The sequence below is a fragment of the Streptococcus sp. FSL K6-1323 genome, from assembly GCF_038630745.1.
GTDB lineage: Bacteria > Bacillota > Bacilli > Lactobacillales > Streptococcaceae > Streptococcus > Streptococcus salivarius_D.
This window is the reverse complement of sequence record NZ_CP152039.1, coordinates 439,544-460,311: the sequence shown is the minus strand read 5'-3', so window position 1 is coordinate 460,311 and position 20,768 is coordinate 439,544. Positions and strand designations below refer to the sequence as shown.

Here is a 20,768-nt window from a genome sequence, read left to right as displayed (position 1 = left end):
CTCTTTAAGATTACTTTCTTTTATTATTCTCACCTGTAAACGGATCATACTCCTCAAAAAGACTGAGCTAATCTGCTATCACGTCTTCTTGTAATTGATTACGAATATATTCTTCAATTCGCTTCTGATTTCGCCCAACCGTATCAACATAAAACCCTCGACACCAAAATTTGCGATTCCCATATTTATACTTTAAATTTGCGTGTCGGTCGAATATCATTAAGCTACTTTTACCCTTTAAATATCCCATAAATGAAGAAATACTTAGTTTCGGTGGTATACTCACTAACATGTGAATATGATCTGGGCAAGCTTCTGCTTCATGAATTTCAACGCCTTTTCTTTCACATAATAACCGTAAGATTTGACCAATACTTGCTTTGTATTTCCCATAGATTATCTGACGTCTATATTTTGGGGCGAAAACAATATGATACTTACAATTCCATGTAGTATGTGCTAAACTATTATTATCCTGTCTCATCAGGGGGCCTCCTTTTGTATATTAGTTAGTGGTCGGGAAACCTTATCTAATATAACACTTTAGGGGGACTTTTTTGATACATCGCTAAAAGCTTTTCGGAACCACTAGCACAGCTAGTGGTTTTCGTGAGACAATAATAGGGAGTGTGACACCCCCTAAGTCTATTGTGTCCTTCCCCTTAAACTGCTATAAATCCAGATGTGAACAAACCTTCTTTACAACTAGGGCCATTGCCCTAGTTTTTTTGTCTTTTTTCTGGTTAACATTTCTTCACCCTCCACAGTTGACAAACATACTTTCAACAATGAGTGAAATAATGATATTTGTTATTTTAATTCCGGTTAATTCTGTGATATTCTTTATAAGACTCATAGGTTATTCCCATTGATACTTTTGTACTTTTTGTGTACATTCAAAAAGCTCTATAATTCCTGTTAAGAGTAAAACCACTGTAGTGATTATATAGCTTTTATACATCACTAAAATCCTTTCGGAACCACTAACACTGCTACTAGTTTTCGAAAAACAAAATAATAACCTTCGGTACGGATTACATGTATAGGGATATTAGTACGTCTATTCGATATTAAAAAAATAATCTAGATAATCACTAATTTCACTAGCAATATTCGCTAATGAATTTTTGACATCAATGACTCCTAATAGTTCGAGATGCTCATTGAATATTTTTCTATAATCAACATTTGGTATCAATAAAATAATTTGTGCATTTACGTTACTCCTCCTAATCTCTTTAACTTTTTTTTCATAGTTACTTTTCTCTGTAAGTGTGATAAAATTTAGACTGTTAGTGTTTGTAGTAATTCTTATAGAATTGAAATAATTTCTAACTTTAACTTTTAACTTGTATTTTTTTATATACTTTTTAATAGTTATCAAAAGCCAAAAGTGCTTCACAATATTGAACATACTTCACCTCCAATTCCTATTTTTATTATAGCTTGGTTATACCGTTTGATTAGTCATATATCATAAACGGTTCATTTATTGTCATCTACTGAAGAAATATACCGATGTAATAGTTTCTAGACTTGTTACGATATACAAATATTATCTTGGATTGGAGTCACCTATTGTGAGTGTATGTTTTAATACAAAAGATTCAGTTATGGAATCAAATTATGACGACCTATATTGCATAGTTATAGATAAGAAAAAAATCTTTACTTAAAAGTTTCCATACTTATTTGTGTATTGCATGTTAGGGAAAATTATCTGTATTTGCAGAGAAATATGGATTTTTGTTTAGACGTCATAGAAATGAATTAATTAACCTTAAAAAGAGTATCATTCTTATCTAAAACAACAAATCATATAATTTTTAATACTGAAAAATACTTCAATGCTTTTGCTCTAGGAAAAAGGAAACACAGTTACTAAATATTTTATCGAATGGAGAGTACACTAATTGTTAAATATTTTTATTTTAGAAGACGAATTTTTACAACAAACACGAATAGAGACCGTTATTAAGGATGTTATTGCAAAAAAATCTCTAAAATGTAAAGGACCTGAGATTTTTGGAAAACCTAGCCAGCTACTTGATGCGATTACCGAAAGAGGTTCTCATCAACTTTTCTTTTTAGATATTGAAATTAAAGGAGAAGAAAAAAAGGGGCTAGACATTGCGAAAGAAATCCGAAAAAAAGACCCTAATGCAACAATTGTTTTTGTAACAACACATTCAGAATTTATGCCAGTCACTTTTAAATATAGAGTTGCTGCACTAGATTTTATTGATAAAGCTTTGGATGATGAAGATTTTTATGAACGTGTTCATTTAGCAATTGAATATACCATGAATAAAATGGGTGCTACTATCGCTCAAGATTCATTTACTTTTGAAACAGCTACGGCTCAAGTTCAAGTTCCTTTTAACAATATCTTATTTTTTGAAACGTCTCCAACAATACATAAAGTTATTTTGCATACTAAAGAAGAACGCATGGAGTTCTACGCCAGTATTTCAGAAGTTGAACGAGCTGATGACCGCCTATTTCGATGCCATCGTTCATTTATCGTTAATCCTGAAAATATCGTTAGGATCAATAAAGAAGATAAAATGGTCATGTTTGAAAATAATAATGAATGTCCCATTTCGCGTACGAAATATAAGGCCCTCCTAGAAAAAGTTAAATCTTTGAAAAGCTAAGGTGTTTCTATGGATATAGTTATAAATTTATTGCTGTTATATTCTAAGACATTAGCAGTATTTTTACTGTTTCAACAGGTTAGTAACCAACCAATTAAACCTTTGTGGTGTATTATTGGTCCATTTTTGTATGTTCTACTCCTCATCATATGTCCTCCTGTTGGGTACTTTGCTTTCTTTTTTATCTTTATCGCTTATAACATATATCAGAATAAGTATGGTAGTAAAACACTTGATATTTTTTATGGCTTGTACCCCATTATTGTCGATAGCTTACTAGGTAGAATGTTAGGATTCTACGTTTTCCCTTTACTAGGAGTCTACGTTTTCAATGAAGTCAAAATAAGTTGGTTTGATATCTTAATTGAATTACTGGTTTTCCCTCTTCATTTACTCATAGTAAAATCTCTTAGGTTAGATTTTAACGAAATAAAAGAAGGTTTCAAGCGTCACTATTTCAGGTTTTTCTTATTACTGATCAACATCTCTATGTTTGTATATATGCTCTTAGTTTCTATACTTGTTATTTATAGAGACAAATTAGCTGATGCAGATAACTGGAGAGGACATATTAATAACTTTTATATTGTTCTGTTTTTTGTAATGCTACTCTATCTCAATGCAATTTCAAAAGAAAAACTAGAAAAGGAAATAATTGATCAAAAAGATACTCAATTAAATGAACTATCTATTTACAGCCATCATGTTGAATCACTTTATGAGGAAATTAGAAGTTTCCGTCATGACTACATTAATATTTTGACCAGTCTAAAATTAGGAATTGATAATCAAGATATCGAAGCTATTAAAACTGTATACAGTGGTGTCCTAAGAGATAGTGGAAACCAATTCTATGATAGTAAGTTTGATATTGCTAAACTTAGTAATATTAAGAATGATGCTATCAAAAGTATTCTTTCCGCTAAATTACTTGAGGCACAAAATAGAGGTATTTCAATTTCTGTCGAGGTTGAAGAACCTATTAGCAATTTTAGGATAGAATTACTAGATTTTATCACTGTTCTATCTGTCCTTTGTGACAATGCTATCGAAGCCGCCATTGAAACTATTAGTCCGAAAATGACTGTCGTTTTCATAAATAATGATGATTCGTTGGTGCTTATCGTCGAAAATAGTATAAAATCAGAAAAGGTCGAGGTTAGTCGCATTTTTGTTAGAGGTCACTCTAGTAAAGGGGAGGGTAGAGGTATTGGCTTATATAATGTAAATAGTATATTGGAAAAATACCCTAAATCTACGATTACCACTCGTAGTGCAAATCACCTCTTTTCTCAAACTATCAGATTTTGTAAATAATTAACGACTGTAGATTTTGAAAACTATCTTAATAGGTATTAAGTGAGGACCGGTTAAGGTCACAATGAGAAAGTAATCTCTATAGTTTAAATAACATAAAAGAGGAGGAATCTACCCTTATATGAGATGGATTCCTCCTTTTGTAGTTTCTTTGTCAACTGTAGCGGTAAAACCACTGGAGAGATTATAGAGGCTTTTTTGTTTACATATTTTGGATTTATTAAAGTTAAAATTTTCTTCAATTAACTACGAATTTAGTCGTTACTGCTTATAACTCCATATGGTAATAACCTTATGCCTTCATGTCTGTATTTAAATTATACTTTTTTGGTATATAGCTTGTAGCAATGTCTTTTCTTAAAAATATGGTGTTGCCTGAAATCTCTTCTAAATATTGGTTAATTCTCTTATGCAAGAACTTTGAACGTTCACGAAGAACTTCTTAAGGCTTCTTATGGTTGTAATGAGTTTTAAATCCACAATGTGAATGTTAACTATTAATCAAGCTATAGAAGAGAAAAGTACTGCTCTCCCACATCCACAGTGGATAAACCCATTGATATGTCTTTTAACAGGAAAAGTCCCTTGAAGTTGTACTTCAAGGGACTTTATCTTAAGCCTGAGAATAATCTTATATTAGTTCATCAATAATTATTTTGCTTTTACAAATTTTACCTTTGGAACTAAGAAATATAATGGAAGAATATTCAAAATAAATACTGTTACAAATAAAATAAAATCTGTTAGATTGATTTCCTTTCCTGATGAAATTGAATTGATAATATTTGTATAATAATATCCCGGAAAAATCATTTGTAGTTTACTTACAAGTCCCATAAATCCTTCTTTTGCTCCTAGGGTAGCAAAAGGAATAATTGTCATTGATGCTAAAATAATAATCGGAAAGCTCACAGTATCAAGGATTTGTGAATCTAATCTTACACCTAAGACAAAGCCAATGATACTAAAATAAATTCCCATCATAGTTAGCAACAAAAACTGAATAGCTAGATTTCCGGTGATAGGAAATTTAAAAAATGCTACTGCTATACCAAGCACAACTATAAAAATAAGACTATTAAGAATGATTTGAACAAATGTCTGATCTAAGAGGTACTTTTTTACACTATATTTTGTGAACTTTGATTCAAAAGAGTAAAAACCAATATTTGAGGAAATTCGTTTACTAAACGTTGCTAGACTATTACCAATAATACCGATAAATACTGCGATGCCGAGCATAATATTAGGAACAATTCCCTGTTGAATGTTGTATAAGAAAATGTACCATGTTACAGGGATAAAAATCGTAAATAACAAGAATCGTTTATTTCTCAATACTTGTTTAAGTTGAATCATATTAATCATCATTATTTCTCCATTTATACTTTCTCGCGATAAAACTGTTCGATTGTCTTACCAGCTTTATGAATTTCTTCAACTGATTCATGAGCAGCAATACGACCATTTTTCAAAATCAACACTTTTGTAAAAAAGTGGTCAATCTGATTAAAATCATGTGTTACAACAACTGAAGTAAAATTTTGTTTCTCCAAAAGTTTCCAAAAATTATCAACAGATTCTAAGTCCATTCCCGTTGTCGGTTCATCTAAAAAAATAAGCTTAGGAGAACTTAAGATAGTTAGCAATAACGAAAGTCGTCTCTTTTGACCACCTGATAGTCCTGAAACATAATGGTTTTTAAAATCTCGTAATTCCACCATATCCAAGAATTCATCAACATTAATACTATCAATTTGGTTCATCTTACTTTTTAGATAAACTAAATCAGAAACCGTCAAATCATCTATTAAGATATCACCTTGCGGCATCATACCGATTTCCGTTTGGTAATTTAGAGAAGTACTGATTTTACCTGAGTTCGCAGCCAACTGTCCTGCAATAATTTTCAATAATGTGCTCTTTCCTGCACCATTATTTCCAAGTAAGGCGACTTTATCACCCTCACCGATAGAAAAAGAAACACCTTTTAAAACTTCTTTATTTTTAAAGGACTTCTTAACCTCTTCTACTTTAAACATATGGGCCTCCATTTATTAATTTTGTTTACGAACTCATTATATGTCAGACTGCTACACAATAGGAGTTCTTGTCAGAAACGGTACTTAATTTATCATTAACAGTATTTTCTGACTCTACTTCAAAAAATTCCGATCTAAGGGCTACTAAATTAATTTGAAAAAAATGAATTATGACATATCTTTATGGATATATTAAGTATCACTATATTTATATTATTCCAATTATTTCTTTTAAAAGTTTATTACCAACAAAAAAGCACCAATTAAAAATAGTGCGTTTGCTTTTCCTACATCCAAGAATAACTTCAATACCGAAAACTAAACAAGAGCTTTATGATCTTCATGCCTATGCTCACTTAAAAGTACTTCACCAAATTGTACTCCACTATCTTCACTGACTCGTTCCTGACAATCGACACAATACAATTCTCTAGCCAATCGCTGTTGTCGCCCACCTACATAGACCACCTCTTCCATTCCAAGCAACATATAAGGTAGCATGGCATCAACCAGCTCATCAAAATGTGATTCGTCGTTACTTAAAAAGAAACGTGCAGGATGGTCACTATTATCAAAATCTCCAATGGCCACAAGACTATCATCTTCAGTCAAGAGATAGTAATATGTAGCTGTGCGGTCTTCTGTGTATCGAAAGAATAAATGTGATTCATGACAAAATGGGCATGTTCTATACTTATGACCAATAACTGATTTTAACCAATGGACTAGCAAATTCGATAAAGAAGCTTTGATTCCCTTAAACCACAACAAGACATTAGGTAGAATAAAACCAACAATTATAGGGATAACAGTTAGATTATTGTCCACCACCAAAAGATAAAACTGGAACATGGCTGTTAGTCGTAGAAACCAGACAATCGTATTAAGAAAAATCTGATTCGTGCCACTCAGAAAAGTACTGACTACTGTAGACTCTTTATTCTTCACAAAAGTAAGAGTTACACACTTGATGGCAAACATAACTACAAACATAATGACATAGCCTAACATTCACTTACCTCATTTTCAGCATCAGTAAATTGAGAAGCTACTTCTCCCAAAATAGAGATTAACTTAAAAGCACCCAAGGTATTATCTTGACTTTAATTGGTAAGCATACGGTCCAGAGTCTTTAGACAACGTTTCTTCTCTGAGAGTTTCCGTCTGTCCAATAAAGCACTATCTTCTAAGTCTTCTGTGTTACTAGAGGAACGTAGTTCATTTAGATCCTTGAATTGTCAAATTAAGTGCATACTTTCCCCATAGAATACTTCATAAGGTGTTTTCCAGTTAAGACATTTTCGTGGCCTATTATTAAGTTTGTTCTCCCATAGCTGAATAGTCTGATCATCAACCAATGTTAGATCACTACCCTTTGGAAAATATTCTCTAAGTAATCCATTCGTGTTCTCATTGGTTCCTCGTTGCCATGGAGCATGAGGGTCAGGAAAATAGACTTCAATGTTCAATTGATCACTCAATTTCTGATGATACGTGAATTCTTTCCCTCTATCAGGAGTTACTGTATACTTCGTCAAGGGTTCTAACAGTTTTACCATAGCTTCTATTACCAACTTGCTTTTCTTAACAGCTACCTTTTTGATTTTTAGAAAACGAGAATAACGGTCTGTTAGAGTAACTAAACAAGCTTTTCCAGTTTTACCTGCAACAGTATCGGCTTCCCAATCTCCTATTCTAGTTCGATTATTAGCCTCTTCTGGTCTTTCGTGAATTGTATGAGAAATGGATATTTTCCCTCTATTTTCAACATGACCTTTAGTATGACGTGTTTTCCCACGATGACGAAGTTTACGAATGACACCACGAGCACCATGAGATAATGAGTTATCCTCAAAATGTCCTCGATAAATGGCTCTATAGATTGTTTGATAACTAACAACAGTTTTCCCATACTCTAAGCGCAACCGACCTTCTATTTCTTCAGGAGACCATTGGTAATCGAGAAATAGATGTTTGATGGTATTGCTTAAATTGTGATCTATTTCAAGCATCCGTTTCCGCCCACAGTGTGATTTGGCATTATGGTACGATTCCTGTGCATGATTTGGAGAATAAGCTCCTGATTTTGTATGGCGCTTCCACTCACGACTAATACTAGATGGATGACGATGAAGTAACTTAGCAATTTGAGAAAAATTTAGGCCTTGCGTACGGTAAATGAGAATACTTTCACGCTCGTCTATGGTAAAATGATGGTAGCTCATAAGATTTCCTTTCGTAACTAGTTCGTTCAATTCTATTTTACTAGAAAATCTTATGAGTTTTTATTGTGCACTTATATTGTATATTCAAGCCTTTAAATATCCCATAAATGAAGAAATACTTAGTTTCGGTGGTTCACTCACTAACATGTGAATATGATCTGGGCAAGCTTCTGCTTCATGAATTTCAACGCCTTTTCTTTCACATAATAACCGTAAGATTTGACCAATACTTGCTTTGTATTTCCCATAGATTATCTGACGTCTATATTTTGGGGCGAAAACAATATGATACTTACAATTCCATGTAGTATGTGCTAAACTATTATTATCCTGTCTCATCAGGGGGCCTCCTTTTGTATATTAGTTAGTGGTCGGGAAACCTTATCTAATATAACACTTTAGGGGGACTTTTTTGATACATCGCTAAAAGCTTTTCGGAACCACTAGCACAGCTAGTGGTTTTCGTGAGACAAGAAAAAAAGATAGGATTTTCATCCTACCTTTTCAAGTTTCTTTTATTGTATCACATCTTAAAGCTGTTCTGCTACTGCTGAAAGAAGATCTTGGATACCATTGGCATCGCTACCACCGGCCATGGCCATATCTGGTTTACCACCACCACGACCTGATACGATTGGTGCAAGAACCTTGATGACATTACCTGCGTGAACATCCTTAGACTTGCTTGCTACAAGGACATTAACTTTTTCGCCAATGTGAGCTGCAAGGACAAGGACGTCAGAGTAGTCTGCTTGTTTCCATTGGTCAGCAAATGTACGAAGGGCACCTGCGTCAGATACTTCCACTTGGCTAGCGATGTAACGAACACCATTAGCTTCTTTAACGTCTTTGAAGACATCACCAGCTGCTGCTGCTGCTGCTTTTTCTTTAAGAGCAGCATTTTCTTTTTGAAGGGCATGCAACTGCTCTTGAAGGCTAGCAACCTTGTTAGGTACTTCTTTCAATTGTGGTGCCTTAAGTGTTGCTGCGATTGCTTTGAGGGCATCTTCTTCTTCACGGTAAGCAAGGTAAGCTTCACGTGATGTCACTGCCAAGATACGACGTGTTCCTGAACCGATACCTTCTTCTTTGACAATCTTGAACATACCGATTTCAGCAGTGTTGGCAACGTGTGTACCACCACAAAGCTCAACAGAGTAATCACCGATTGAAACGACACGAACATTCTTACCATATTTTTCACCAAAGAGGGCCATAGCTCCCATTGATTTAGCAGTGTCAATGTCTGTTTCAATAGTTGTTACTGGAGTGGCTTTCCAGATTTCTTCGTTGACTTGTTCTTCAATAGCACGCAATTCTTCTGGAGTTACAGCCTCAAAGTGAGTGAAGTCGAAACGCAAGAATTCTTGTTCATTAAGAGAACCCGCTTGGACAGCATGATCACCAACAATATTATGAAGGGCAGCATGCAAGAGGTGAGTCGCTGTGTGGTTTTTCATAACACGGTGACGACGTGTGTGGTCAATTTCAAGTTTGTAGTTAGCACCTACAACAAGTTCACCTTCAACCTCAACAGTGTGAAGCGCTTGTCCATTTGGTGCACGTTGAACGTCAACAACACGCGCAACGACTGTACCAGTTGCATCTGAGATTGTACCGTGGTCTGCTACTTGTCCACCCATTTCAGCGTAGAATGGTGTTTGTTCAAAGACAAGGAGTGCTTTACCAGAATTTACACTATCATGACGAGCATCGTCAGCAACGATTACGCTCAAACGGCTTTCTGCAGTCTCTGCTTCATACAAGAACTCAGATGGTTCAGTGATGTTGGCGAGGGTTTCATTTTGCATACCCATAGAACCACCTTTAACTACGCTAGCACGCGCACGTTCTTGTTGTTCTTTCATGGCTGCTTTAAAACCTTCATGGTCAATCTTGAAGCCTTCATCTTCAGCCAACTCTTCTGTCAATTCCACTGGGAATCCGTAAGTATCATAAAGTTTGAAGATGTCTTTACCTTCAAGCGTATCTTTACCAGATTTCTTAAGGTTAGCAAGAAGTTCGTCAAGCATGCTTGAACCTGCATCGATAGTACGTGCAAAGGTTTCTTCTTCACGTTTAACAATCTTCTCGATAAAGTCTTTCTTCTCAAGAACTTCTGGATAATAACTTTCCATAATTTGACCAACAGTTGGAACAAGTTTGTACAAGAAAGCATCAGAAATGCCGAGACGACGGCCGTGCATTACGGCACGACGGAGAAGACGACGAAGGACGTAACCACGACCTTCATTACCTGGAAGGGCACCATCACCAATGGCAAATGCCAATGAACGGATGTGGTCAGCGATGACCTTGAAGCTCATTGTGTCACCATCTGGATCGTAAGTTTTACCAGACATTTTTTCGATTTCACGAATGATAGGCATGAAGAGGTCTGTTTCAAAGTTTGTTTTAGCCCCTTGCATTACGGCTACAAGACGTTCAAGACCTGCGCCCGTATCAATGTTTTTATTAGGAAGTTCCTTGTATTCTGAACGTGGAACAGCTGGATCAGCATTGAACTGTGACAAAACGATGTTCCAAATTTCAATGTAACGGTCGTTTTCAATATCTTCTTCAAGCAATCGAATACCAATATTGTCAGGGTCAAAGTCTTCGCCACGGTCAAAGAAGATTTCAGTATCTGGTCCTGAAGGTCCAGCACCGATTTCCCAGAAGTTATCTTCAATTGGAATCAAATGACTTGGTTTAACACCGCAAGCAATCCAGCGGTTGTATGAATCTTTATCATCTGGATAGTAAGTCATGTAAAGTTTGTCTTTTGGAAAATCAAACCACTCTGGGCTTGTCAAAAGCTCATAACCCCATTCGATAGCTTCATCACGGAAGTAGTCACCAACTGAGAAGTTACCAAGCATTTCAAACATTGTGTGGTGACGAGCTGTCTTACCAACGTTTTCGATATCGTTGGTACGGATAGCCTTTTGTGAGTTGGTGATACGTGGATTTTCAGGAATCACAGAGCCATCAAAGTATTTCTTCAAAGTGGCAACCCCTGAGTTAATCCAAAGAAGGGTTGGATCGTTAACTGGAACCAAGTTAGCTGATGGTTCAACAGCGTGACCTTTTGATTTCCAAAAATCAAGCCACATTTGACGAATTTGTGCTGAAGTAAGTTGTTTCATTGTTTCTCCTTAATTAATTGTTTTTTATTTTGAGCTATTCTCGAGCATTTCCACATAGTCAATAGCAACACACAGGGAAATGGCCAAATCGGCGTAAGTATTTTCATAAACAGTAACAGTATAGGTCGATGTCAGATGGAAGAGCTCCTTTTGAATCCTAGCAACTACCTGATTTTGACTATTAAGCAGTTGAAAATCCAAGTCCCAAATATTACCTTCTATTCGCAAGCCAAGATTATCGACATCATACTTATCACGAAGAAAACTTAATTTTTTTCGAATGTAAAAACTCGAACCATCCCGCAAGTCTACTGTAAACTTAGGCAAGAGACTAAGCGGCTCCTTGGTGATATGACTAATCTCACGACCATCCACACCAAAAATCGTAAAGGTCTTTGGAATCTTAAAAAAGGACCCTTCAACCTGATAGGCAACTCTACCTTGATCATCCTTGATATCAAAGCGTTCGCCACCCAATCGAAACTTCTGTTTGACAAAATAGGTTTTCATACGCCACCTCCAACATTGCCACACATTGCATTCAGAAAATACCCAAAGAATAAAAGACAAGTCCACTAAACGAAGGGCGACGTGAACCGCGGTACCACCTTCATTCAATGAACTTGTCATTCTTATTTGTCTTTAATTGTGAACTTTGAGTAGCAAGTAACCAGATTCGTCCATGGCTCGCAGCGACCGCCATTTTTCTGTATCAGAAGCGATGATTACCAATCTCAAAGGGAAGGCTAAAAATGTCATGATATTAGAACTTTCAGCCACTCTCCATTTTAACGTGTTTTAGGTCTTAGGTCAAGCTGATAATAGCATTATCAACTCTATCATGTGATTTATTTGCTAGAGCTTGATGATGAACTTGATGAAGCTCCAGAACCAGTCACATACTGGTCAAGAATTGCGCTAAAGGCCTTGTCTACAACTTTAACATTATATTTCTTAAGGACCTTAGCAATCACTGAGTTAGTGAAGTTAGTATCAGATTTCTTACCATTGATGATAACCTTAGTCAAATCATCCTTATAGTTTTTCCAATCTGCATTTTTCTCAGATTTTGAAACAGTTTTGACGATGTAGTAAGTTGCAGCACCAGTTGAGCTGTTTGAAACAGTCACTACGTCAGAAACGGCATTAGCATCTTGTTTAAAGGCTGCTGTCAAAACATCTGCTGGAAAGTCTTGAGAAGCTGAGTTAACTGTCTTAGAAGTCACTTCCAAGCTGTTATCTTTAGCTACTTGTGAGAAATCTGCTCCTTCTGCCTTAGCTTCAGAGTCTACTTTATCTGCCACTGCTTTATCAGTAGTTGAAACCACTTGCACCTCTGTATTCGGTGTGTAGTTATCATAGGCAGCCTTGTAATTTGCTTCCGTCAAATCTTTCTGTGCGGCTTGGTTAACAGCGTACTCAACCAATTTTTGTGTACGGATTTGAGTACGGTATGACTCTTCTGTTTGACCATAGGCTGCAAGTACTTGTGAGAATTGATCTCCGTATTGTTCTGAAGCTTGCTTATAAGCTTTGTCAACGTCTTCTTTGCTGACCTTGCTACCATATTCTTTTTCAAGAGCCTTTTGCAAAGTTGCACTCAAAACACTTTGTTGTGTTTGGCTGCTACCTTTAAGTGAATCAAAAACATCACCGACAGTAACAGTATCACCTTTCATAGATACCAAAGTTGTTTCTTCAGTTGTTTTGTTACCTAGAGAAACATACATAGCACCTGCACCAACGAGAGCTGAAACAGCTACAAGGGCAAGACCTCCAAGGAAGCGACCACCTGAGCTTGGTTTACCAGCATCACGTGTCTTTTTAGTTTTAGCACGTTTTGCTTTTTCTTTCGCTTTTTCACTGGCGAGGGCGATGCTTTCCTCTTCTTCTTTTTGGCGATCAAGATGCTCTTGTTCTGCGTCTTTGTCTGCTACAACCTCTTCAACAGTTTCTTCTGTTGACTCAAGGTTTTCATTTTCTTTAGCCATTCTATCTACTCCTTAAATTGTCAATATCCCTGTTATTATACCACACTTACTTAAATAATGCTTAATCTGGTAAGATAATATTTTCAGAATTTTTCCGAAGCATAAGAAGTCCGTCACTCATAGGGACCAAACTAGCAGTCAATCCAGGGTTATCTAAGGTCGCATCAAAAAGACGATGCAAGCCACGATAAATCGTACGCTGACCACGACGAACCTCCATGATGTCTTTGGCAATATCGCCCCCTTGGAAGATATCATCAAAGACGATGACACCACCTACCTTGAGACGTTTTAGGATTTCAGGCAGAAAGACGATATATTTAGACTTGGCTGAGTCCATAAAGACAAAATCATAGTCAGTGTCCAAATCTTGCAAAACTTCTGCTGCATCTCCTTCGACCAAGGTAATTTGTTTGCGACTGTCATACTTGGCTAGATTTTCCTTGGCAAAGCTAATCATTTCTTCATTACGATCAACCGTCGTAATCTGAGCATCAGGTGCATACTCAGCCATAAGAAGGGCTGAAAAACCAATAGCTGTTCCTACCTCAAGGATTTTCTTAGGCTGCAAGGTCTGCAACAAAAATCGGAAATAAGCAACTACTTCGTGCTGGATAATTGGAATATTTTCCTTACGAGCAAAGGCCTCCAGTTCAGCCAAATGCCCTTTATTTTCCTGAAGATGCGTTCGCATGTAGTCCACGATATCCTTGTTGACTACAGGACGTCGCATGTTGTGATTTGCATTTTTACTATATGATTTAACCATGTGTTTTATTATATAAAAAATCCCTAGCGAGTGCTAGAGATTTTTCTTATCTATAAATCAAAACGTCATCATTAAGCTACTTGACGTAACCCCCTCTTTTTCAAGAGGTAGGAAATGACCAAAGCCACCACGTAAAGAGCTATGAAAACAAGCAAGGTCATCTGGTATGATTTTGTCAATTCGTAGGTTACGGATAAGAGCATTGGCCCCACTAAGGCCGCCATCGCCCAGGCAGTCAAAATATAACCATGAAGGGTAGCCAACTCCTTTGCCCCAAAGATATCGCTAAGGTATGGAGGAATCAAGGAGAATCCTGCCCCGTAGCAAGTCATCAGAACAGCCATCGCAACCACAAAGACAAGTGGCACTTGCAGGACAATTAGGAGGATGGCCATGACAATATTAACCACAAAAAGGAGAATAAAAGTCTTCGGACGTCCAATATAATCCGACAAGCCTGCCCACAGAAGGCGACCAAAACCATTAAAGATTCCCATAACACCTACAACAACTGACGCTGATTCCGCTGACATCCCAACCATATCTTGAGCCATTGGAGAAATAGCAGAGACAAGGGCTAAGCCACATGAAATATTGATAAACAGAATAAGCCATAACCAGTAGAAAGTTGATGATTTCAGAGCCTCATTAGCCGTAACTCCCTTGCTCAAATTAGCAACCTGACGGTTCGGACTCTTGTCAGCCAACAGTTGTGCTTCCTCTACACTTGGTCGTTTAATGAATTGTGAGACAAAAAGCATAACAACAAAATAAACGACTCCCAAGATATAAAAGGTCTGCTCAACACCACGTACCTGAATCAGATATTGAGCAATGGGACTGGTTAACAGCGAGGCAAAGCCAAAGCCCATAATGGCAAGGCCAGTCGCAAGTCCACGCTTATCGGGAAACCACTTAATAATAGTTGAAACAGGCGTAATATAACCCACACCCAGTCCTAGACCACCAAGAATACCATAACCAAGATAAAGCATCCACAGCTCTCCATGAGCAATGGCAACTCCTGTCAGAATGTTACCCCCAGCATAGAGAACGGTCGACATACTTCCAGTCACTCTAGGACCAAATTTTTCAACCAGACGTCCCATGAAAGCTGCAGAAAGCCCTAGACAAAAGATAGCCAATGAAAAAGCAAAAGAAACTGAAGATTGATCCCAGCCAGTCTGGGCCATAATAGGATTACGATAGATACTCCAAGCATAGGTAGACCCCAACATGAGATGGAGTAAGACACCACACGTTGCTACAAGATAACGATTGGTTGTTTTCACAAAAAACTACTTTCTATTTCTGAACATTGTTCACTTATAAAACATAAAACGTTAGGTTTTTAGTCTATCATGAATATAAACTAGGGGCTATAAATATGCTCATTAACTCATTTCCAAATCAATTAGAGCTTTTATTTTAGTAAACGTTCGTTTTTTAGACATAAAAAGAATCATCCTGATTCAGAATGATTCTCTCATATGGTAACTTCTTTTTACGAAAGGTGAACACCTTTTTCAACCAAGACTTCCAATTCAACGAGACGGTCTTCAAAAACTTTGAAGGCAGCATCTAAGTAGTCGGTATTGGTCATATCAACACCAGCTTTCTTGATGACTTCCAAAGGATAGTCTGAGCTTCCTGCCTTAAGGTAAGTAAGGTAAGCTTCTTTATCTTCTTCAGTACCGTGAACAATTTTTTCAGCCAAGTAGCTTGCCGCAGCAAATCCTGTAGCGTATTGGTAGACATAGTAGTTCATGTAGAAATGCGGAATACGTTCCCACTCAAACTGAATTTCGTAGTTATCTTCAGCTTTAAGGTTATAGTATTTCTCATTGAGGTCTGCGTAAAGCTTATTCATGAAGTCCGCTGTCAAGATTTGACCAGATGCATCTGCCTCATGAATAGCATGTTCAAACTCGGCAAATTGTGTTTGACGGAAGACAGTTCCCTTGAAACCATCCAGATAGTGGTTAAGAATAGCAAAACGTGTCTTGTCATCTTTGACCTCTTTAAGAAGCGTTTCTGTCAAGATATTTTCATTGGTTGTAGACGCAATTTCCGCCAAGAAGATTGGGTAATCTCCGTAAACATATGGTTGAGTCTGCCGTGTGAACGTTGAATGCAAACTGTGGCCAGTCTCGTGAACCAAGGTAAAGAGATTGTCCAAAGTATCTTGCCAGTTCAAAAGCATGAAGGCATTGGTATCATAAGCACCACCTGAGTAGGCACCTGAACGTTTTCCTTTGTTAGGGTGAACGTCAATCCAACGTTCCGTAAAGGCTGCATGAACCCCTTTACTATACTCTTCACCAAAGATTGCCAAGACTTCTTCTGCTTTCTTGAGGGATTCTTCATAAGTAAGAGCAGTTTCAGTCTCAGAAAGTGGTGTATAGACGTCATACATCTTAAGCTCGTCAAGCCCCAAGACCTTCTTACGCAAATCAAGGTAACGATGCAAAAGTGGCAAATGCTTGTTCACTGATTCCAAGAGTGAGTCATAAACACTCTCTGGAATAAAGTTAGCCGCAAGTGCTGCATGACGTGCTGAATTATAGTGACGAACTTTGGCTTGGTAATTGTGAACCTTGACAACGCCTTGGAGTGTTTGTGCATAAGTATGTTGGAACTGCTCATAAGTACCGTACATCGCTTCATAAGCTCCCTTACGAATGTCACGGTCCTTAGATTCCATGAGAGTGATAAAGTTACCATGTGTCAACTCAACCACATCCCCTTGACCATCTGATACCCATGGGAAGAGGATATCAGCATTATCCAAGACATTGAAGGTATCCGTTGGGCCGTTGAAAATATCACCGGCTGCTGCCAAGAGCTCTTCAGCTTCTTGAGAAAGAACGTGGTCCTTGTTTGCCAAAAGACGTTCGAAATAGTGATCATAAAGTCCAAGACCTGGCTCTTGTTCTTTAAATTCAGCTAATTTCTTATCATCCAAGGCCATAAATTCAGGCTCAAAGTAAGCAAAGGCTTCACTCAACTGTGAGTAAAGGTTTGAGGCCTTAGCTTGGTACTCTTGGTAAAGACCTACTGTTGTGTCTTGGTCATTTTTCATTGACGCATAGACATAGATTTTCTCCAAGCGACGCATAAGACTCATATAAAGTTCAGTTGCCTCAAGCAAGTTCTTAGCAGAATCTAAGAGATGACCTGCATAAGCACTAGCCTTCTTCAAATCCTGAACAGTGCTTTCATATTCAGTCTCCCAATCTGCATCTGTCGCAAAAATGGTCGTCAAATCCCATGTGTATTTCTCTTCTAAATGAGCACGATTGTCTGACATAATATTCTCCTTAATTGTATCTATTCTTTACTATTTTAGCATAAAAGGTGGGAGGGTAGAGAGTTTGTCGATAAGAAAAATGCCTTTTTCGATAATATTGCATAAAAAGCTTTTCAAAACCTTCAAGTGACTGTCTAATTTGTACAAAGCCCTGCTTAGATTCAGGAAATCTTACTTGTGGGGAAAAATCCTGATCAGACAGGCATAATAAATTCATTCCATTAAGATAGGCTTCTTCCTGCCTTCTCATCCACCTTGGATTTTTCCCCATTAATTCTCGTTGAATCACATGTGAGACCCTCTTTCGCTGAGTTACTTTATAAGTCTCAACCTTCTCTGCTTGATAAGGAAAACGTAAAACTGTCATGAGATTTTCGGTTAGTGGCCAGGCCTTAGTTAAATAATAGACTTTCCCAAAAATATCCTCATAGATGAGATACTTAAGTCTAATTTCCTCTCGCTTCCAATCAAGCTCCCATAGGTGAAATCCTATCTTAGCCGTAAAATAGAGAAAGTCCCGCTGTAGGTCTGTTAAACGTCCATTCAACCAGAGTTCCTCACCCAAAAGCCAACGCACTTCGTAACCTGCTTGGTGATAGGCACATGTCCTCTCTCTCAAACGTTGCTGGGATAAACGAGAACACTGAACTTCTAGAGCCAGGGAATCGCCAACAAATAAATCTGCAATTTGCCCCAACTCGGACAAAACCTTTTCAATACTTACTTTTTCACCATGATTAACCAAAGATTTATATAAGGCTGCCTTAAGCGATAAATGTTGAGCCGATTCATTCTCCGAGAAGAACTGACAATCTTGCAAAGATTTATGAGCAAAATGTGGGCACATTACCTGGCCATGCCTCAATAGGACAACTCCCTGGCATCCAGGACAGCTATAGGATTCCTTACGTTTCAAACAGGTTTCTAGAGCTAAAACGAGGTTTCCCTCCTGATTTTTTGCAATTAACATGACTCTCTCCTTCGTGCACTCTCTTACTTATTCGTAAAAGAATTCACAAAATAAAAAAACATCTAGATTACTCTAGATGCATCCCCCATTCAAACTGAAACTTGCTCCCTGCTGTATGGAAACTTAGGTTTATAGGTGTATAGCTTAACCTAGGATACAAGTGCCACTCAGTCCATTCGATCTCTTTTCAACAATCTCGATACCTAAAGGAAAATCCCCCAACTTTCCTTGGTATCAGGATCTTGAAAACAGTTTCTATCCAACATAACCATTAAAAATAGTCAATGTAGCATAGACAGATGCTCTCACAAACATCTGATCAAATTCCGTCACTGAAGCATCATCCCAATATGCTTTTCACCCTTTTATTCCTCAATCCCACTAAAAACTTAATCCTTGAGTTGATAATGAGATAAAACAATTTTTAGACTTTTACAAGTTAAAGTCTCTATTTACTAACATTGAACCACCAATTTCCTAGGTGCAGTTCAGTACCAACAAACTCAAAATTGTGTTGGCTCAAAATGGTTTCTGGTCAAGAGTATCTTGTGATTGATAGTCAGTCAATCTGAGAAGCTTTCCCTCTAGCTTCTTTACACAGAACGTCATACTGCTTACAAGATACTATTTCCTAGAAGAGTATTGCTAAAAACGCCACTCTCAAAACATACCACCTATCAGTCATTAGGTTTAGTCCACCTTCTGATAGGTATATTAGCAGTTACTGCTTTATTTTCTCTCCCTCTTCGCTTTTGAAGATTAGTCTCTACCGATTCTGCTGTTTTTGAATCTGTCGTTAGCTCTACACGGATTAAAAATACCGCTAGCTCCCGCTACGATGATGCTGATGTTTTAAATCGATTAATCTAATTTTTTTGCTGTTTAAATCTTCTCTTTTTAAATCATCACAATGAAACATTGGAATTTGATAACTTAGAATTCCAGATTCTAAGCTAGTCTTTTTTGATCAGGGAGTCACCCTTCCAAAAAACAAACTCTTCCTAACACAATCTATTATACTTTATTATAATTTTTTGTCAATTAATTTATTTCATATTTTTTGAAAATATTTTTAAACACTCTTTTTAGATAGTTAAAACAGTTCAAAAACACTATAATATAGGCATTTGTGTTACTGTTGAAAAATTAGAAAACATCCTTTGTTTTTTAGTCAAGGTCAATAGAATATGTTAGCTATCAGAAAATTTTATTTTTATTATTTTCGACTAACTTGATTTTACTTAACTAGTCAAAACCAACCGTGAAATGATCTACACCCCAAAAGTTAGACAGAAAAAATCTAACTTCTAGGGTGTTTTTATTATGAAATTGACTTATGAGGATAAAGTCCTTATCTATGAACTTAGAAAGGAAGAAATGATTGATAAAATCCTACATGAATACTGTTCTCAAGATAGAGTTTCTCTCGAATATTCTCTCCCAAATCAAGGGATGCTTCCTAACTGGCTCGCACAATACAAGAAAAAGCTAGAAGAAATGACGGAACTAGAACGTCTTCAAGCAGAAAATGCGGTTCTAAAAAATGAGAGAACTCCGATTGAGGGACGAAAAAGAGCAAAGAGAAAAACGGAAATTGTTCGAGGATTGGTAACAGAGTTTACTTTAGAGATTCTTCTAAAGATTATTAAGCTTGCTCATTCGACCTATTATTACCACTTAAAACAGCTGGATCAAACGGATAAGAGCCAAACTATCAAAGCTGAAATTCAAGCTATTTTTACTGAATACAAGGGAATTATGGCTATCGTCACATCACTCTCGCATTGAGAAAACGTGGCTTTATGGTAAATCATAAGAAAGTGCAACGTCTGATGAAGGCTCTTGGTTTAAGTGCTCGAATTCGTCGTAAACGTAAGTATTATTCATACCAAGGAGAGGTTGGTATGAAAGCAGAGAATCTCATTCAACGCCAGTTTGAAGCATCAAAGCCAATGGAAAAGTGCTACACAGATGTGACAGGGTTTGCCATTCCAGCAAGCACTCAAAAGCTTTATTTATCACCAGTTTTAGATGGTTTCAACAGTGAAATTATTGCTTATAATCTTTCAACGTCACCGAACTTAGCACAAGTAAAAATGATGTTGGAACAAGCCTTCACAGAGAAGTGCTATGAGAACACTATTCTGCATAGTGATTAGGATGGCAATATCAACATGATTTCTATCATCATTTTTTAGAGGACAAGAGAATCCAACCGTCCATGTCACGTAAAGGCAATAGTCCAGATAACGGCATGATGGAATCCTTCTTTGGCATTCTGAAGTCTGAGATGTTTTATGGTTATACTGCTACCCAAAATCAGTAAAATTGTTTATGC

15 protein-coding genes and 2 pseudogenes are annotated in these 20,768 nt (G+C 36.9%); 3 read left to right on the top strand and 14 right to left on the bottom strand.

From position 1 onward, the window contains the following. Positions 1-67 precede the first annotated feature (67 nt). Positions 68-484 (bottom strand): IS200/IS605 family transposase, encoded by a 417-nt coding sequence (gene tnpA, locus NST80_RS02400; protein WP_002886752.1) that lies wholly within the window; start codon positions 482-484, stop codon positions 68-70. Positions 485-1,060: 576 nt separating this feature from the next. Continuing rightward, complete coding sequence (locus NST80_RS02395) at positions 1,061-1,414, bottom strand: hypothetical protein (RefSeq protein WP_013990160.1); 354 nt, start codon at positions 1,412-1,414, stop codon at positions 1,061-1,063. A 499-nt stretch (positions 1,415-1,913) separates the two neighbouring features. Between NST80_RS02395 and NST80_RS02390 the strand changes: the two genes are divergently transcribed. Next, positions 1,914-2,657 carry a response regulator transcription factor gene (locus NST80_RS02390; RefSeq protein ID WP_014634051.1) on the top strand — a complete coding sequence of 248 codons (744 nt, stop codon included), beginning with the start codon at positions 1,914-1,916 and terminating at the stop codon, positions 2,655-2,657. 9 nt (positions 2,658-2,666) lie between these two features. After that, positions 2,667-3,974: a GHKL domain-containing protein gene (locus NST80_RS02385; RefSeq protein ID WP_342504625.1), complete on the top strand. Its 1,308-nt coding sequence runs from the start codon at positions 2,667-2,669 to the stop codon at positions 3,972-3,974. Positions 3,975-4,625: 651 nt separating this feature from the next. On the opposite strand, the gene NST80_RS02380 is transcribed toward NST80_RS02385, so the two are convergent. The 12 genes and pseudogenes from NST80_RS02380 to NST80_RS02325 form a co-directional block, all read right to left on the bottom strand. Next, entirely contained in the window at positions 4,626-5,342 is a 717-nt protein-coding gene (locus NST80_RS02380) for a hypothetical protein (protein WP_049529172.1), read from the bottom strand. 14 nt (positions 5,343-5,356) lie between these two features. After that, positions 5,357-6,016, bottom strand: a complete 660-nt coding sequence (locus NST80_RS02375; RefSeq protein ID WP_118172469.1) for an ABC transporter ATP-binding protein — start codon at positions 6,014-6,016, stop codon at positions 5,357-5,359. Between the two features lie 318 nt (positions 6,017-6,334). Further along, positions 6,335-7,027, bottom strand: a complete 693-nt coding sequence (locus NST80_RS02370) for a hypothetical protein (protein ID WP_002886745.1) — start codon at positions 7,025-7,027, stop codon at positions 6,335-6,337. A 227-nt stretch (positions 7,028-7,254) separates the two neighbouring features. Beyond that, positions 7,255-8,241 carry an IS30 family transposase gene (locus NST80_RS02365; RefSeq protein ID WP_013990693.1) on the bottom strand — a complete coding sequence of 329 codons (987 nt, stop codon included), beginning with the start codon at positions 8,239-8,241 and terminating at the stop codon, positions 7,255-7,257. A 90-nt stretch (positions 8,242-8,331) separates the two neighbouring features. Next, positions 8,332-8,580 (bottom strand): annotated as a pseudogene (tnpA, locus tag NST80_RS02360) (IS200/IS605 family transposase); the annotation flags it as partial. 191 nt (positions 8,581-8,771) lie between these two features. After that, positions 8,772-11,390 (bottom strand): alanine--tRNA ligase, encoded by a 2,619-nt coding sequence (gene alaS / locus NST80_RS02355; protein ID WP_118172242.1) that lies wholly within the window; start codon positions 11,388-11,390, stop codon positions 8,772-8,774. Between the two features lie 24 nt (positions 11,391-11,414). After that, positions 11,415-11,900 carry an LURP-one-related family protein gene (locus NST80_RS02350; RefSeq protein WP_045772177.1) on the bottom strand — a complete coding sequence of 162 codons (486 nt, stop codon included), beginning with the start codon at positions 11,898-11,900 and terminating at the stop codon, positions 11,415-11,417. Between the two features lie 338 nt (positions 11,901-12,238). Beyond that, a complete protein-coding gene (locus tag NST80_RS02345; RefSeq protein WP_002886735.1) occupies positions 12,239-13,381 on the bottom strand; it encodes a peptidyl-prolyl cis-trans isomerase in 1,143 nt (380 codons plus the stop codon). Between the two features lie 61 nt (positions 13,382-13,442). Continuing rightward, a complete protein-coding gene (locus NST80_RS02340) occupies positions 13,443-14,150 on the bottom strand; it encodes an O-methyltransferase (protein WP_002886734.1) in 708 nt (235 codons plus the stop codon). A gap of 71 nt (positions 14,151-14,221) precedes the next feature. After that, positions 14,222-15,442: an OFA family MFS transporter gene (locus NST80_RS02335; protein ID WP_014633522.1), complete on the bottom strand. Its 1,221-nt coding sequence runs from the start codon at positions 15,440-15,442 to the stop codon at positions 14,222-14,224. A gap of 212 nt (positions 15,443-15,654) precedes the next feature. Next, complete coding sequence (gene pepF, locus NST80_RS02330) at positions 15,655-17,460, bottom strand: oligoendopeptidase F (RefSeq protein WP_014633523.1); 1,806 nt, start codon at positions 17,458-17,460, stop codon at positions 15,655-15,657. 10 nt (positions 17,461-17,470) lie between these two features. Continuing rightward, a complete protein-coding gene (locus tag NST80_RS02325) occupies positions 17,471-18,430 on the bottom strand; it encodes a competence protein CoiA family protein (protein WP_014633524.1) in 960 nt (319 codons plus the stop codon). Between the two features lie 1,323 nt (positions 18,431-19,753). On the opposite strand from NST80_RS02325, the pseudogene NST80_RS02320 reads away from it, so the two are divergent. Then, positions 19,754-20,735: pseudogene (locus NST80_RS02320) on the top strand (IS3 family transposase); the annotation flags it as partial. Positions 20,736-20,768 lie beyond the last annotated feature (33 nt).